The sequence below is a fragment of the Streptomyces sp. NPDC038280 genome (assembly GCF_055600045.1).
Window position 1 is genome coordinate 1,142,471 of record NZ_JBVJYZ010000001.1, and the last position, 16,687, is coordinate 1,159,157.

Annotated in this window: 8 protein-coding genes, 1 tRNA gene and 2 rRNA genes; 1 reads left to right on the forward strand and 10 read right to left on the reverse strand. The window is 69.5% G+C overall.

The window, feature by feature from the left end; translation table 11 throughout:
• Nucleotides 1-20: 20 nt before the first annotated feature.
• From ACZ7J0_RS05020 to ACZ7J0_RS05050, 7 genes are all read right to left on the reverse strand, one after another.
• Complete coding sequence (locus tag ACZ7J0_RS05020) at nt 21-530, reverse strand: CinA family protein (protein WP_470884037.1); 510 nt, start codon at nt 528-530, stop codon at nt 21-23.
• Nucleotides 527-1,213: a CDP-diacylglycerol--glycerol-3-phosphate 3-phosphatidyltransferase gene (pgsA, locus tag ACZ7J0_RS05025; RefSeq protein ID WP_470884039.1), complete on the reverse strand. Its 687-nt coding sequence runs from the start codon at nt 1,211-1,213 to the stop codon at nt 527-529. Before pgsA ends, ACZ7J0_RS05020 begins: the two co-directional genes overlap by 4 nt.
• Nucleotides 1,210-2,700, reverse strand: coding sequence for a 30S ribosomal protein S12 methylthiotransferase RimO (rimO, locus tag ACZ7J0_RS05030; RefSeq protein ID WP_470884041.1), 1,491 nt, complete (start codon nt 2,698-2,700; stop codon nt 1,210-1,212). Before rimO ends, pgsA begins: the two co-directional genes overlap by 4 nt.
• A gap of 72 nt (nt 2,701-2,772) precedes the next feature.
• Entirely contained in the window at nt 2,773-3,606 is an 834-nt protein-coding gene (locus ACZ7J0_RS05035; RefSeq protein ID WP_470884043.1) for a helix-turn-helix domain-containing protein, read from the reverse strand.
• A 225-nt stretch (nt 3,607-3,831) separates the two neighbouring features.
• Nucleotides 3,832-6,588 (reverse strand): DNA translocase FtsK, encoded by a 2,757-nt coding sequence (locus ACZ7J0_RS05040; protein WP_470884045.1) that lies wholly within the window; start codon nt 6,586-6,588, stop codon nt 3,832-3,834.
• Between the two features lie 138 nt (nt 6,589-6,726).
• Nucleotides 6,727-7,410 carry a response regulator gene (locus ACZ7J0_RS05045; protein ID WP_470884047.1) on the reverse strand — a complete coding sequence of 228 codons (684 nt, stop codon included), beginning with the start codon at nt 7,408-7,410 and terminating at the stop codon, nt 6,727-6,729.
• 274 nt (nt 7,411-7,684) lie between these two features.
• Nucleotides 7,685-13,123: a HAMP domain-containing protein gene (locus ACZ7J0_RS05050; protein WP_470884049.1), complete on the reverse strand. Its 5,439-nt coding sequence runs from the start codon at nt 13,121-13,123 to the stop codon at nt 7,685-7,687.
• A 295-nt stretch (nt 13,124-13,418) separates the two neighbouring features.
• Here ACZ7J0_RS05050 and ACZ7J0_RS05055 point away from each other — a divergent pair, with 295 nt between their 5' ends.
• A complete protein-coding gene (locus ACZ7J0_RS05055) occupies nt 13,419-16,067 on the forward strand; it encodes a SpoIIE family protein phosphatase (RefSeq protein WP_470884051.1) in 2,649 nt (882 codons plus the stop codon).
• A 48-nt stretch (nt 16,068-16,115) separates the two neighbouring features.
• On the opposite strand, the gene ACZ7J0_RS05060 is transcribed toward ACZ7J0_RS05055, so the two are convergent.
• From ACZ7J0_RS05060 to ACZ7J0_RS05070, 3 genes are all read right to left on the reverse strand, one after another.
• A tRNA-Thr gene (locus ACZ7J0_RS05060) sits at nt 16,116-16,188 on the reverse strand.
• Between the two features lie 231 nt (nt 16,189-16,419).
• A 5S ribosomal RNA gene (gene rrf, locus ACZ7J0_RS05065) occupies nt 16,420-16,536 on the reverse strand.
• Between the two features lie 78 nt (nt 16,537-16,614).
• Nucleotides 16,615-16,687, reverse strand: a 23S ribosomal RNA gene (locus tag ACZ7J0_RS05070); the annotation flags it as partial.

Genomic DNA, 16,687 nt, shown 5'->3' on the forward strand with positions numbered 1-16,687 from the left:
TTCACTCAGGGCTGCAAACATCAATTCCCCCCGTTCTGTTCCGTATCCTGTGCCCGCGCATTCCCGGAGAGTTCGTCCGCGAGCAATTCCAGCACGCTCCGTACAGTCTCTCTACGGATTTCCTCCCGGCCGCCGTTCAACCGCAGAGCGGCCACTTTCCCGGCTCCGACGGGACCCGCGACGGCCACGTACACCGTCCCGACGGGCTGTCCGTCCTGCGGTTCCGGACCCGCGACACCGGTCGTGGCCACTCCCCAGTCCGCGCCGAGCCGGCTGCGGACACCCCTCGCCATCTGCAGCGCGACCTCGGGGTCGACCGCCCCCCGCTCCTCCAGAAGGGTCCCGTCGACGCCGAGGAGCTCGTCCTTGAGGGCCGTCGCGTAGGCCGTGACGGACCCGCGGAAGGCGACCGAGGCTCCGGGGGCGTCGGTGAGCTCCGCGGCCACGAGGCCGCCCGTGAGGGACTCCGCGGCCGCCACCGTCTGGCGACGCTCAGTGAGCAGTCGCAGGACGCGGGCGGCCGTTTTCATCGCCCCGACCCCGCCGAGGAGTCCGCCGCGGCCGCCGCCGCACGCTCCGCGGCCAGCCCCTGGCGCCGCAGCACCACCGCTTGTCGGACGTAGTCGAGCCCGGTGACGACCGTCAGCACGACGGCCACGGCCATCACCCAGAAGCGCAGGGTGGCGAGCGGCCCGGTCAGAGCCAGGACGTACATCCCGACCGCGGTGCCCTGGGCGAGGGTCTTCATCTTTCCGCCGCGGCTGGCCGGAATCACTCCGTGCCGGATCACCCAGAACCGCATCAGCGTGATCCCGAGCTCGCGGAAGAGGATCACCCCGGTCACCCACCAGGGCAGATCGCCGAGCCAGGAGAGACAGATCAGACCGGCCGCCATGATCGCCTTGTCGGCGATCGGGTCGGCGATCTTCCCGAAGTCCGTGACCAGGTTGTAGGCACGGGCGAGGTGCCCGTCGAAGATGTCGGTGATCATGGCGACGGCGAAGGCCGCCCAGGCCCAGGCGCGCCAGGCGGGGTCGTATCCGCCGTCCTGCAGGAGCAGCAGCACGAAGCCCGGGACGAGTACCAGCCGCACCATGGTCAGGATGTTGGCGATGTTCCAGAGGCTGGCCTGATTGACGGCCGCGGTGCCCAGCTTGCCGCCGGGCGCGGGCCTGCCCGTGCCGCCCGCGGCGGGTGCCGGGACTCCCGTCATCTGCCCGCCTCCCTACAGGGGGTCCGGGGGTCGTTCCCCAGAAGTTCGACGCACTCGGCCACGAGGTCGACGCCCTCGGTCCCCACGACCTTGGCCGTGACCATACGGCCGGGGACGAGTCCCTCGTTCGTGGTGAAGACGACCTGTCCGTCGGTCTCGGGGGCCTGGTGGGCGGCGCGGCCCACCGCGGGCTCTTCCTCCTCGTCGGAACCGGCCGACTCGACCAGTACTTCCAGTGTCTCGCCGAGTCGCTCCTCCGCGCGCTGGGCGGTCAGCTCCTCCGCGAGCCGCGACAGGTGCGCGAGCCGCTCGTCGACCACTTCCTGGTCGAGCTTGTGCTCGTAGGTGGCCGCCTCGGTGCCGTCCTCGTCGGAGTAGCCGAAGACGCCGATGGCGTCGAGCCGCGCGTGCGTGATGAAGCGTTCCAGCTCCGCGAAGTCCGCCTCCGTCTCGCCGGGGAAGCCGACGATGAAGTTGGACCGGGCACCGGCCAGCGGCGCCTTGCTCCGGATCGTGTCGAGCAGCTCCAGGAAGCGGTCGGTGTCCCCGAAGCGCCGCATCGAGCGCAGCACCGCGGGGGCGCTGTGCTGGAAGGAGAGGTCGAAGTACGGCGCGACCTTCTCGGTCGAGGTCAGGACGTCGATCAGCCCGGGGCGCATCTCGGCGGGCTGCAGATAGCTGACCCGGACGCGCTCGATCCCGTCGACCGCCGCCAGCTCGGGCAGCAGGGTCTCCAGCAGGCGGATGTCGCCGAGGTCCTTGCCGTACGAGGTGTTGTTCTCGGAGACCAGCATGACCTCCTTCACGCCCTGCTCGGCGAGCCAGCGCGTCTCGCTGAGGACATCGGCGGGGCGGCGCGAGACGAAGGAGCCACGGAAGGACGGGATGGCACAGAAGGAGCAGCGCCGGTCGCAGCCGGAGGCCAGCTTCACGGAGGCGACGGGGCTGGTGTCGAGGCGGCGGCGCAGCGGCGCCCTCGGCCCGGAGGCCGGCGCGACGCCCTCGGGCAGGTCGGCGGGCTGGCCGTGGCCGGGGAGGGCGACCTCGGCCTGCTGGCGCTCCACCGGGCTCAGCGGCAGCAGCTTGCGGCGGTCGCGCGGGGTGTGGGAGGCGTGGATGCCGCCGTTGAGGATGGTCTGGAGCCGGTCGGAGATGTCGGCGTAGTCGTCGAAGCCGAGGACTCCGTCGGCCTCGGGGAGCGCCTCGGCGAGCTCCTTGCCGTACCGCTCGGCCATGCAGCCGACGGCGACCACGGCCTGGGTCCGGCCGTGGTCCTTCAGATCATTGGCTTCGAGGAGGGCGTCGACGGAGTCCTTCTTGGCTGCTTCGACGAACCCACAGGTGTTGACGACGGCGACATCCGCGTCGGAGGCGTCCTCGACGAGCTCCCAGCCGTCCGCTGCCAAGCGGCCTGCGAGCTCCTCCGAGTCCACCTCGTTACGGGCGCAGCCAAGAGTGACAAGGGCGACGGTACGGCGTTCGGGCATGGGCTCAAGACTACTTCGTCCCGGCCGCACCCCCGCCGCTCAGGGTTGACCCCCCGAGTGGATCAGCGCGGATCAGCCGACCTCGGGGTCCGCCTTGGTGTACGTCAGGCGCTCCACCTGGCCGTCCTCGAACTCCTCCTCGACCTTCTTGCCATTGACGAAGAGCTCGATCGGCCCGGCGTTGCCCAGGATGAGGTCGATCCGCTCGTCGTCCTGGAAGGTCTTGGTCTCGCCCTTTTGCAGCAGACCGTCGAAGAGCAGCTTGCCGTCGTGGGCCTTGGCCGAGATCCAGCTCTTGTCGTCGATCGCGGTCATCATCACCGTGACCTTGTCCTGCGCGGCGGCGATGGCACTCTCCGACGGGGCCGGCTTGGGCGCCGGCTTGGTCGGGGTCGGCTTGGGGGCGGGCTTCTTCTCCGGCGCCGGGCCCTCGGCCACGTGGCGGGCCCCGTCGTCGCCGTCGTCGCCGTTGAACATCGTGAAGCCGACGAAACCGATCACGGCGACGATCGCCGCGACCATGGCGGCGGTCCAATTGGGGCGGCGCGGCTCGGGGCGGATACGTTCCGCCTCGAAGAGCGGTGCGGCGGGCGTCGGCGACGGCCGGCCGCCGTGCTCGGCGTCGTACTGCTCGACCAGCGGAGCGGGATTCAGCCCGACGGCGCGCGCGAACGTGCGGATGTGGCCGCGGGCGTAGACGTCGCCGCCACAGCGCGAGAAGTCGCCCTCCTCGATCGCGTGCACGATCGGGATGCGCACCCGTGTGGACGCACTGATCTCGTCCACGGTCAGACCCGAGGCGATACGGGCCTGCTGGAGTGTGCGGCCGATGGGAGGCCGCTCGGAGGGCCGGTCGGAAGGCCGGTCGGAAGGCCGGTCGTCTTCGGGGGAGTTGCCGATGGACACGAGGGCGCCTTTCGAGCGTGTAACCACCTGCTGGATGTTCAGTCTATGGGTGGTACGAAAGGGTGGGGCAACCGGGCGGACGCACTTTGTACGCCATCGGAATGGCAGTTGCGCGGCCGACGGATACAGGAGGTCGGGACAAGCTTCTGTCCCTCCCTCCAACTTGACGTACGACCAAGGGAAACGGTTGCCCACTGTTCCCTTACGAGTGAGCCTCGGCGTCCATCAGGCGGAACCCTCCCCGCGGATCACCGCGAGGACTCCATCCAGTTCGTCCGGTTTCACCAGTACGTCCCGGGCCTTGGAGCCCTCGCTCGGCCCGACGATGTTGCGCGACTCCATCAGGTCCATCAGCCGGCCGGCCTTGGCGAAACCGACACGCAACTTGCGCTGGAGCATCGAGGTCGAACCGAACTGCGTGGAGACGACCAGTTCCGCGGCCTGGCACAGCAGGTCCAGGTCGTCGCCGATGTCCTCGTCGATCTCCTTCTTCTGCTTGGTTCCCACGGTGACGTCGTCCCGGAAGACCGGGGCCATCTGATCCTTGCAGTGCTGCACGACGGCCGCGACCTCGTCCTCGGTGACGAAGGCGCCCTGCATACGGATCGGCTTGTTCGCCCCCATGGGCAGGAACAGCCCGTCACCCTTGCCGATCAGCTTCTCCGCGCCCGGCTGGTCGAGGATGACACGGCTGTCGGCGAGCGAGGAGGTCGCGAAGGCGAGCCGGGAGGGCACATTCGCCTTGATCAGACCGGTGACGACGTCGACGGACGGGCGCTGGGTGGCGAGCACCAGATGGATTCCGGCGGCGCGGGCCAGCTGGGTGATGCGGACGATGGCGTCCTCGACGTCGCGCGGCGCGACCATCATGAGGTCCGCCAGCTCGTCCACGATGACCAGCAGATACGGGTACGGCTGCAGCTCGCGCTCACTGCCCTCGGGCAGCTTCACCTTGCCGCTGCGGATGGCCGCGTTGAAGTCGTCGATGTGCCGGAAGCCGAAGGCGGCCAGGTCGTCGTAGCGCAGGTCCATCTCGCGCACGACCCACTGGAGGGCCTCCGCGGCCCGCTTCGGGTTGGTGATGATCGGCGTGATCAGGTGTGGGATGCCCTCGTACGCGGTCAGCTCGACCCGCTTGGGGTCGACGAGGACCATCCGGACGTCCTCCGGGGTCGCTCTTATCATCACCGAGGTGATCAGGCAGTTGATGCAGGACGACTTTCCGGAGCCGGTGGCCCCGGCGACCAGGACGTGCGGCATCTTCGCCAGGTTGGCCATCTCGTAGCCGCCCTCGACGTTCTTGCCGAGCGCCACCAGCATCGGGTGGTCGTCCTCGGCCGCGGCGGCCAGCCGCAGGACGTCTCCGAGGTTCACCATCTCCCGGTCGCTGTTCGGGATCTCGATGCCCACGGCCGACTTGCCGGGGATGGGCGAGATGATCCGGACGTCCGGGCTGGCGACGGCGTACGCGATGTTCTTGGTCAGGGCGGTGATCCGCTCGACCTTCACGGCAGGGCCGAGCTCCACCTCGTAGCGGGTGACCGTCGGGCCACGGGTGAAACCGGTGACGGCCGCGTCGACCTTGAACTCCATGAAGACATTGCTGAGCGAGGCGACGACCGCGTCATTGGCCGCGCTCCGGGTCTTTCCGGGCCCGCCGCGCTCCAGCAGGTCGAGCGAGGGCAGTGAGTAGGTGATGTCCCCGGAGAGCTGCAACTGCTCGGCGCGGGCCGGCAGCGGCTCGGACCGCTCGGGCGCCGGCTTGGTGAGGTCCGGTACGGCGCCGCCGGGGCGCGGCCGCTCGGAGTCGCGGGCCGGCGGCACGGGCGCGGCGGCCGGGGCCTCGGGGGCGGCCGCCGCGGCCGCCCGGTCCCGGTCCGCGGTGACGTCCCGGGTGAGGTCCGCGACCAGCGGCGACGGCGGCATTCCGTTCAGTACGGCTCCGTCGAGGGCCGCCGCGGCCGCGGCGGCCACGTCGACCGCGTCCATCGGCCGGTCGAAGGAAGGCTGGACGGAGGACCTGCGCGGCCGCCTGCGCCCACTGAGCGCGTCCTCCTCGGCCCGCTCGGCGTCGTAGGCGGCGGGCGCCTGCCCGCGCCGCCGCCCCCGGGCGGGGCCCGCCTCGCGCCACTCCTCGTCGTAGGCGTCGGACTCGCCGCGCTCCGGCTCGTACGGCGCCTCCAGGATGCCGAGCCGGACGCCGAGCGCCCGCAACCGCTGTGGGATGGCGTTGACGGGGGTGGCCGTGACGACGAGCAGGCCGAAGACGGTGAGCAGCACCAGCAGCGGTACGGCCAGGACCTCACCCATCATGAAGATCAGCGGCTTGGACGCTCCCCAGCCGATCAGACCGCCGGCGTCCTGCATGGCGGCGGTGCCCGCGCCGCGGCCGGGTGAGCCGCAGGCGATGTGCACCTGGCCGAGCACCCCGATGACGAGCGCGGAGAGGCCGATCACGATCCGCCCGTTGGCCTCGGGCTTCTCGGGATAGAGGATCAGCCGGATCGCGATCGCGCCGATCAGCAGCGGGACGAGCAGGTCGAGGCGGCCGAAGGCGCCGGTGACGAGCATCTGGACGAGGTCGCCGACCGGACCGCGCAGGTTGGACCAGGTGCCGGCCGCGACGATCAGGGCGACGCCGAGCAGCAGCAGCGCCAGACCGTCCTTGCGGTGCGCGGGGTCGAGGCCCTTCGCGCCCCGCCCTATTCCCCGGAACATCGCGCCGATCGCGTGCGCGAGGCCTAGCCACAGCCCGCGCGCGAGCCGGTACACGCCTCCGGTGGGCGACGGCGCGGGCCTGGGCGCCGTCCTCTTCGCGGCGGCCTTCCTGGCAGGTGCCTTCTTCGCGGGGGCGGCCTTCCTGGCTGCCGCGGTCTTCTTGGCGGGGGCCGCCTTCTTCGCGGCGCCCGTCGTACGGCCGGCGCGCGGCTTCGCGGTGCCCGCCGTGCCCTGGGAACCCTTGCCGGACGTACGTGAGGCCATGGGGGTGAGGTTACCGGTGTGAACGGCGGTGGACACGCGTGCGTACCGCTTCACCCGTTCGTGTCGCCCTTGCGGGGACGGCGAACTGACGGGTGGTACGGCGATGACCGGCGGGACTCGGCCGTGCGGGCGAGCCCGTCAGCTCTGCGAGGGAAGGGTGTGCGCGCCGCCTCCGGGACCGGCGCCGGGCTCCAGCGCGTCCAGCGCGCGCCGCAGGCCGGTCAGCTTGCGCTCCAGGTGGGCGGCGGTGGCGACGGCAGCGGCGTCCGCCGAGTCGTCGTCCAGCTGCTTGGACAGCGCCTCGGCCTGCTCCTCAACTGCCGCGAGGCGTGCGGAGAGTTCGGCGAGGAGACCGGCGGACTCCTTGGCCATACCGCTCTGGCCGCCGCCCTCCAGCTGGAGCCGGAGCAGTGCGGCCTGCTCCCGCAGCTGGCAGTTCTTCATGTACAGCTCTACGAAGACCGACACCTTGGCGCGCAGCACCCAGGGGTCGAACGGCTTGGAGATGTAGTCGACCGCGCCCGCCGCGTATCCCCGGAAGGTGTGGTGGGGGCCGTGGTTGATCGCGGTGAGGAAGATGATCGGGATGTCCCGGGTCCGCTCCCGCCGCTTGATGTGCGCGGCCGTCTCGAAACCGTCCATTCCCGGCATCTGGACGTCCAGCAGAATGACCGCGAAGTCATCCGTCAGCAGCGCCTTGAGCGCTTCCTCCCCTGACGATGCCCGCACCAGCGTCTGATCGAGCGCAGAGAGGATGGCCTCCAGCGCCAGCAGATTCTCCGGCCGGTCATCGACCAGGAGGATCTTGGCCTTCTGCACCATGCCCCGTCCTCCTCGCCCCGGCACGGTCTCACCCCGACTCGCCGAGCCGGGGGAAGCACCGGGCGCCGCCCCAGGGGACGGCTCCCTTGCGCCGTCCGTCCTTGTGCCGGTCATGGTAGCCGCACCCCGCCTGTCGCCACACCCTGTCACCGCGATGTCACTGTGCACGTAGCAGAAACGCGGTGGGAGACCAGAAGGTTCCCCGAATACCGCCGCCTCACACGCCCTCGGCCACAGCGAGTCAACACCGCGCCGCGGCCCCGGCGGCGGCCGCTCACTCCCCGCGCATCCACTGCTCCATCACGGAGAGGAGATGGTCCGGATCGACCGGCTTCGTCACGTAGTCGGACGCTCCGGACTCGATCGCCTTCTCCCGGTCGCCCTTCATCGCCTTGGCGGTGAGCGCGATGATCGGCAGCCCCGAGAACTGCGGCATCCGGCGAATCGCCGTCGTCGTGGCATACCCGTCCATCTCGGGCATCATGATGTCCATCAGGACGACCGTCACATCGTCATGCTGCTCCAGGACTTCGATGCCCTCGCGGCCGTTCTCCGCGTACAGCACGGACAGGCCGTGCTGTTCCAGCACGCTGGTCAGCGCGAAGACGTTACGGATGTCGTCGTCGACGATGAGCACCTTCTCGCCGCCGAAGTCGAACGTACGCCTGGGCTGGGGCTCCTCCTGCGCGCCCTCGGCCCAGTTGTCCGCCCCGGCCGACCCGGCCGGCTGGCCCGGCACCGCCGGCCGCCGCTCCACACTGCCCAGCACCTTGCGGCGGTGCCGGAACAGCGCCCCCGTACCCGAGCGCGGATCGGCCGAGCCCGGAGCGGGAGCGAACGACGGCGCCTGCAGAGCCAGGTCGATCCCGGCGTCCTCCGTGTCGCCGTACTCCCCGACCGGAGCGCCGGGCATCGTCTGCCCGTAGCCGTTGGGCGGAAGCTCACTCGCGTGCAGCGGCATGAAGAGGGTGAAGGTTGAGCCGCGGCCCGGCTCACTGGCCGCGTAGATCTCGCCGCCCAGCAGCCGCGCGATCTCACGGCTGATCGACAGCCCCAGACCCGTACCGCCGTACTTGCGGCTCGTCGTGCCGTCCGCCTGCTTGAACGCCTCGAAGATGACGCGCATCTTGCTCGCGGCGATACCGATACCGGTATCGGTCACCGAGAAGGCGATCAGATCGGCCTCCGGATCGCGCAGCGAACCCGCCTCCAGCAACTGCTCACGGATCGACTGCGGCACATCCGTCCCGGCCGGCCGGATCACCAGCTCCACCGCCCCGGTGTCCGTGAACTTCACCGCGTTGGACAGCAGATTGCGCAGCACCTGAAGCAGCCGCTGCTCGTCCGTGTGCAGCGTCGCCGGCAGCTCCGGCGACACCCGTACGGAGAAGTCCAGCCCCTTCTCCGCGGTCAGCGGCCGGAACGTCGCCTCCACGTAGTCGACGAGCTGCACCAGGGCGATACGCGTCGGGCTGACGTCCATCTTGCCCGCCTCGACCTTCGACAGATCGAGGATGTCGTTGATCAGCTGGAGCAGATCGGATCCGGCGCCATGGATCGTCTCCGCGAACTCCACCTGCTTCGGCGACAGGTTCGCGTCGGCGTTGTCCGCGAGCAGCTTCGCGAGGATCAGCAGCGAGTTGAGCGGCGTCCGCAGCTCGTGGGACATGTTCGCCAGGAACTCGGACTTGTAGCGCATGGAGACCGCGAGCTGCTCGGCCCGCTCCTCCAGCACCTGCCGGGCCTCCTCGATCTCGGTGTTCTTCACCTCGATGTCACGGTTCTGCCGGGCCAGCAGCTCGGCCTTCTCCTCCAGTTCCGCGTTGGAGTCCTGAAGTGCCTTCTGCCTGCTCTCCAGTTCGGCCGACCGCTCGCGCAGCTGCTCGGTGAGCTCCTGCGACTGCTTCAGCAGCACCTCGGTCTTCGTGTTGACGCTGATGGTGTTGACGCTGGTCGCGATCATCTCGGCGAGCTGGTTCAGGAAGTCCCGCTGGATCTGCGTGAACGGCTGGAACGACGCCAGCTCGATCACCCCGAGGACCTTCCCCTCGAAGAGGACCGGCAGCACGATCACATGCGCCGGTGACGCCTCGCCGAGCCCGGAGGAGATCTTCAGATACCCCGGCGGCACATTGACCTGGATCGTCCGCTTCTCCTCGGCGGCCGTACCGATCAGGGTCTCCCCGGGCCGGAAGGACGTCGGCATGGAACCGGCCGAGTACCCGTAACTGCCGCGCATCCGCAGCTCGTACGTTCCCTCCCCCGGCGCGCCCAGCTCCGAGCCGCCCGTGGGCATCGCCACGAAGAACGCGCCGTGCTGCGCCGAGACCACCGGCGTCAGCTCGCTCATGATCAGCGAGGCGACGTCGTCGAGGTCCCGGCGGCCCTGCATCAGACCGGAGATACGGGCCAGGTTGCCCTTGAGCCAGTCCTGCTCCTCATTGGCGAGGGTGGTGTCGCGCAGGTTGGCGATCATCGTGTTGATGTTGTCCTGGAGGACCTGGATCTCCCCGGCCGCGTCCACGTCGATCTTCAGATTGAGATCACCCCTGGTCACCGCCGTGGCGACGGCCGCGATGGCCCGCACCTGACGGGTCAGGTTCCCGGCCATCTCGTTCACCGACTCGGTGAGGTCACGCCAGGTGCCGTCGACGTCCCGGACCCGGGCCTGACCGCCGAGGATGCCCTCCGTGCCCACCTCACGGGCGACCCGCGTCACCTCCTCACCGAACGAGGAGAGCTGGTCGACCATGGTGTTGATGGTGTTCTTCAGCTCCAGGATCTCGCCCTGGGCGTCGATGTCGATCTTCTTGGTGAGATCACCCTTGGCGATGGCGGTGGTGACGGTCGCGATCTGCCGCACCTGGCCGGTGAGGTTGGAGGCCATGGAGTTCACCGACTCGGTCAGGTCCTTCCACGTACCGGAGACGCCCGGTACGCGGGCCTGGCCGCCCAGCTCGCCCTCCGTACCCACCTCACGGGCCACCCGGGTCACCTCGTCCGCGAACGAGGACAGGGTCGTCACCATCGTGTTGACGGTGTCGGCGAGCTCGGCGACCTCACCGCGCGCCTCGACCGTCACCTTCTTCGTCAGATCACCGTTGGCGACGGCCGACGACACCCGGGAGATGTTCCGCACCTGACTGGTCAGGTTGTTGGCCATCAGATTGACGTTGTCGCTGAGGTCCTTCCAGATACCGGTGACACCTCGCACCCGGGCCTGACCACCCAGAATGCCCTCCGTACCCACCTCGCGGGCGACCCGCGTCACCTCGTCCGCGAAGTTGGACAGCTGGTCGACCATCGTGTTGACGGTCGTCACCAGCTCCAGGATCTCGCCCTTGGCATCGACAGTGATCTTCTTCGACAGGTCGCCCTTGGCGACCGCCGTCGTCACCTCGGCGATGTTGCGCACCTGAATGGTCAGGTTGTTCGCCATGAAGTTCACGGACTGGGTGAGGTCCTTCCAGGTGCCCGAGACACCCTGCACCTCGGCCTGACCACCCAGAATGCCCTCGGTACCCACCTCGCGGGCCACCCGAGTGACCTGCTCGGCGAAGCTGGAGAGCTGGTCCACCATCGTGTTGAGGGTGTTCTTGAGCTCCAGGATCTCGCCGCGCGCGTCCACGTCGATCTTCTGCGACAGATCACCCCGCGCCACCGCGGTCGCGACCTGCGCGATGTTGCGGACCTGCGCCGTGAGGTTCCCGGCCATGCCGTTCACCGAGTCGGTCAGGTCCCGCCACACCCCGGCGACGCCGGGCACCTGCGCCTGACCCCCGAGCCGGCCGTCCGTACCCACCTCACGGGCCACCCGCGTCACCTGGTCCGCGAAGGCGGAGAGCTGGTCCACCATCGTGTTGATGGTGTTCTTCAGCTCCAGGATCTCGCCGCGCGCGTCCACGTCGATCTTCTGCGACAGATCACCCCGCGCCACCGCCGTGGTCACCTGCGCGATCTGGCGCACCTGCGACGTCAGGTTGCCGGCCATGAAGTTGACCGAGTCGGTGAGCTCCTTCCACGTACCGGAGACACCGTCGACCCGTGCCTGACCGCCCAGCCGGCCCTCCGTGCCCACGTCCCGCGCCATACGGGTCACCTGGTCGGCGAACGACGACAGCTGCGACACCATCGTGTTGACGGTGTTCTTCAGCTCCAGCATCTCGCCGGCCACGTCCACCGTGACCTTCTGCGACAGATCACCATTGGCCACCGCCGTGGTCACCTGCGCGATGTCACGCACCTGGCCGGTCAGGTTACGGAACGCCGTGTTCACCGAGTCCGTGAGGTCCTTCCACGTCCCCGCCGCGCCCGGCACCTCCGCCTGACCACCCAGCCGGCCCTCGACACCGACCTCCCGGGCGACCCGGGTCACCTCGGAACCGAAGGCGGAGAGCTGGTCCACCATCGTGTTGACGGTGTTCTTCAGCTCCAGCATCTCGCCGGCCACGTCCACCGTGACCTTCTGCGACAGATCACCGTTCGCCACCGCCGTGGTCACCTGCGCGATGTCACGCACCTGAGTGGTGATGTTGCGGAAGACGGTGTTGACCGAATCGGTCAGGTCCTTCCACGTCCCCGCCGCGCCCGGCACCTGCGCCTGACCACCCAGCACGCCCTCGGCGCCGACCTCGCTCGACACCCGGGTCACCTCGTCGGCGAAGGTGCGCAGCGTCTCGGTCATCTGGTTGATCGTGTCCGCGAGTTGAGCGACCTCACCGCGCGCGCTGACCGTGACCTTCTGGGACAGGTCGCCGTTCGCGACCGCCGTCGTCACCTCGGCGATGCCCCGCACCTGCGACGTGAGGTTGCCCGCCATCGTGTTGACGGAGTCGGTCAGGTCCTTCCACACACCGGCGACGCCGGGCACCTCGGCCTGACCACCCAGCTCACCCTCCGTACCCACCTCACGTGCGACGCGGGTCACCTCGGAGGAGAACGAGGACAGCTGGTCGACCATCGTGTTGACGGTGTTCTTCAGCTGGAGCATCTCGCCGGCCACATGAGCCGTGACCTTCCGCGACAGATCGCCCTTGGCGACGGCCGTGGTGACGAGAGCAATGTCACGTACCTGCGCGGTCAATCGGTACGCCATCGTGTTGACCGAATCCGTGAGATCCTTCCACGAACCGGACATACCGCGCACCTGGGCCTGGCCGCCCAGCTTGCCCTCGGTACCGACCTCCAGTGCGACCCGCGTCACCTCGTCCGTGAACGCCGACAGCTGATCGACCAGGTTGTTGACCGTCCGCGCGACCTTCAGGAACTCGCCCCGCAGCGGACGCCCCTCGGCCCCCTCGGACCGCAGCTCCATCCGCTGGTCCAGATCACCCTCCGCGACCGCGGACAGCACCCTGCCGACCTCGGAGACGGGCCGCGTCATGTCGTCCACCAGCGCGTTCGCGGCCTCGATGGCCGCCGCCCAGGCACCCTCACTGGCCCCGACCTCGAGCCGCTCGGAGAGCTTGCCCTCACGCCCCACCATCCGGCGGACCCGGGACAACTCGCCGGTCAGATGCAGTTTCCGATCGGCCACCTCATTGAAGACGGCCGCGATCTCCGTCATCACACCGTCACCGGAGACGGTCAGCCGCCTGCGGAAATTGCCGTCACGCATCGACACCAGGGCCGACAGCAGCCGGTCGAGCGCCGCAGCGTCGACCTCCACCGTCCCATTGCTCCGGGACCGTCCGCTTTTCGTACGCGTGCTCATGCCCCGCGCCGTCACGCCAGACTCCACCGTGTCCCTCCCGCAGGGGTTGACCGTAGTGCTCGGGTTGTCTCTGGAAGCCTGCCCAGTGTTTCACCGCAGCCGAACCAGGCCATAACACTTCGGCAGCTTGGCATAACGTCCCCATCCTCGGGGGACGGAAACAGCGGTGACCGGCATCCGCTCGGACAGTGAAGGTAAGTAACCTGGCATCCGGCTGTCCAACCGCCCCGTCCGCCCGGCGGGGGCGGCATGGCGCGAGGACGACGACCGGGCACCGGGAGGGGCAGGGCCGACCATGGCACAGCCGGGCGTCGAGACGCGTACGAGGAGTTCTGTGATCACCGCGCGGGCGGCTGCCAGCTTCGACCCCGTGGGGCGGTCGGTCGCCACCGCCCGCGCCTTCGTCAGAGACACGCTCCAGGGCTGGGGCTACACCGATGTCGTCGACGACGCCGTCGTCCTCACCAGCGAGCTCGTCACCAACGCGGTCATCCACGCCGGCACCGCGGCGGACGTCCTGTGTCTGCGTACGGAGGACGGCGTCCGGGTCGAGGTCGCCGACCGCTACCCCGAGCGCGAGATCCCGATCCAGAGCACCGGCCCCCACCTGACCAACCTCGACAGCGAGAACGGCCGGGGACTGCTCCTGTGCGCCGCACTCGCCACCCGCTGGGGCGTCGAATACTCCCCCACCCGCAAACAGGTCTGGTTCCAACTCGACCTCCCCCAGCGCATGGTGGGCACCCGCTCCGCAGGACCGGTCCTCCCCGTCGACCTGCTCCCCGTCGCCGACGAACGCGTACGCGTCGCCGTCGTCCAGATCGACCGCGGCGGCGCCATCGCCGCCTGGAACGACGACGCCGAGGAACTCTTCGGATACGCCTCCGAGCAGGTCGTCGGCAAGCCCCTCGGCGACTTCGCCGCCTGGCCGCAGACCCCCGGCATCGGCACCGGCCTGGCCGAAGCCCTCCAGCTCTCCCGCTGGGAGGGCAGCTACGGAATCCGCGGCGCGGACGGCCGCGTCATCCCCATCTACGCCTCCCACCTGCGCGTCCGCGACACCCAGGGCGAACCCTCCACGGTCTGTCTCCTCGTACGGGACTACGAACGCGCCGTGCTCCAGTCCCCGCCCCGCGCCCCCGTCGACTCCAGCGCCGAGAACCGCACGACGGACCCCTTCGAGGTCTTCATCGGCTCCCCGGCCCCCGACGACCTGGACGGCCTCCTCCAGCGCACGGTCGAACGCGCCCGCGACATGCTCGACGGCGACTCCGCCTTCCTGCTGCTGGCCACCGACGACGAGACCGAACTGGAAGTACGGGCCACCACCGGCCTCCCCTCCGCCCGCCAGCGCTTCGCCCGCGTCCCCGTCGAGGCCGGCACCGGCCGGTACGGCTCCGCCCGTATGCCCGCCGTCCACGACGACCTCGCGGCCGTCCCCGGAGCCGTACCGCTGCTGAACGGCACTGGCATGAGGTCGGTCGTCACCGTCCCCCTCAAGGTCGAAGGACGCCTCACCGGCTCCCTCGGGGTCGCCGCCGAAGCCTCCGGCCGCTACTCCAACGAACAGGCCCTCCGCCTCCAGTTCGCCGCCGACCGGATCGCCCTCGCCGTCGAGTCGGCCCGCCTCGGCGAGCTCGAGCGCCTCCGCCGCGGCTCGCTCAGCTTCCTGGTCGAGGCCTCCGACCTGCTCGCCGGCACCCTCGACCGCGACCAGACGCTGGCCCTCATGGCCCAGATGACCGTTCCGACGCTCGCCACCTGGTGCGCCGTCTACACGATCGCGGACCAGTCGTCGGACCCGTACCTCTCCTACGTCCTCCACGAGGACGAGGACCGCATCGACGGCCTCAAGGCACTCCTGTCCAGGATCGCCCCGCCCGACCCGGTCCCCACCCCGGGCGCTCGTGTCTGGACCGCCCCCGCCGACGCGGCCCACCAGGCGGCCCTTCGCACCTCCAGGCGTGAACTGGACGGCGCGTCCAGCCCCCTCTCCTCCGGCATCGGCTCCACCCTCGCCACCGCCGCGGCCGTCGGCGGCGAGACCGTGGTCCTCCCCCTCGTCGCCCGCAACCGCGTCATCGGCATGCTCACCCTGGGCAAGCCCTCCGACGACCATTTCCGCCAGGAGATCCTGGAGCTGGCCGAGGACCTCTCACGCCGGGCCGCCCTGGCCCTCGACAACGCCCGCCTCTACTCCGAGCGCACGGCCATCAGTCAGTCCCTCCAGCGCAGCCTCCTCCCGCCGGACCAGCCCCAGATCCCCGGCGTCGAGGTCGAGGTCATCTACCGCGCGGCCGGCGAGGGCAACGAGGTCGGCGGAGACTTCTACGACCTCTTCCCGATCCGCGACGGCGTCTACGGCTTCGCCATCGGCGACGTCTGCGGCACCGGCCCGGAGGCCGCCGCCGTCACCGGCCTCGCCCGCCACGCCCTGCGCCTGCTGGCCCGCGAGGGCTTCGGCGGCCCCGCGGTCCTGGAGCGACTGAACGCGGCGATCCTCGACGAGGGCGCCCGCAGCCGCTTCCTCACCCTGCTCTACGGCGAGTTGTGGCCCCAGGAGGACGGCAGCGCCATCCTCAAGATCGTCTGCGCCGGCCATCCGCTCCCGCTACGGCTGCGCCAGGACGGCACGGTGGAACCCGCCGCCGAACCCCAGCCGCTGCTCGGCGTCATGGACGACCTGGAGCTGTACGAACAGACCGTCACCCTGGACCCGGGCGATGTCCTCCTGTGCGTCACCGACGGCGTCACCGAACGCCGCGAGGGCTCCCGCATGCTCGGCGACGACGGCCTGAGCGACGTCCTGACGACCTGTACGGGCCTGACGGCCGGCGCCGTCGCCGCCCGCATCCTCCGCGCGGTCGAACGCTTCGCGGCGGAACCGGCTTCCGACGACATGGCCATCCTGGCGATGCGCCTCCCGGAGCCACACCAGCGCTGAACGCGAAGAAGGCCCCCCGCCGTTGGGCGGGGGGCCTTCTTTCATACGAGCCCCCATGCGGAATCGAACCGCAGACCTTCTCCTTACCATGGAGACGCTCTACCGACTGAGCTATAGGGGCCTGTTGACTGCGGGGTTTCCCTCGCGGCAACGAGAAGAATCATACCCCGAACTGGCGTGTGTTCCTAACCAACCCTGTCCGGTCTCTCGCCGCCCTTCCTCGCCCGCACACCCCTATCCCGCCGGCCGTTGAACTGCCTGAGGACCCTGAGGACCTGAGGTCCCTGAGAAAGTACTGAACGCAAAAATGCCTCAACCCCCGGACAGAGTCCGGGGGTTGAGGCTAAAGATTGTTCGGCGGCGTCCTACTCTCCCACAGGGTCCCCCCTGCAGTACCATCGGCGCTGAAAGGCTTAGCTTCCGGGTTCGGAATGTAACCGGGCGTTTCCCTAACGCTATGACCACCGAAACACTATGAAGATGTCGAACTACAACCGGCATACGGGAGTTCGTTACTTCAGAACTAACACAGTGGACGCGAGCAACTGAGGACAAGCCCTCGGCCTATTAGTACCAGTCAGCTTCACCCGTTACCGGGCTTCCACATCTGGCCTATCAAC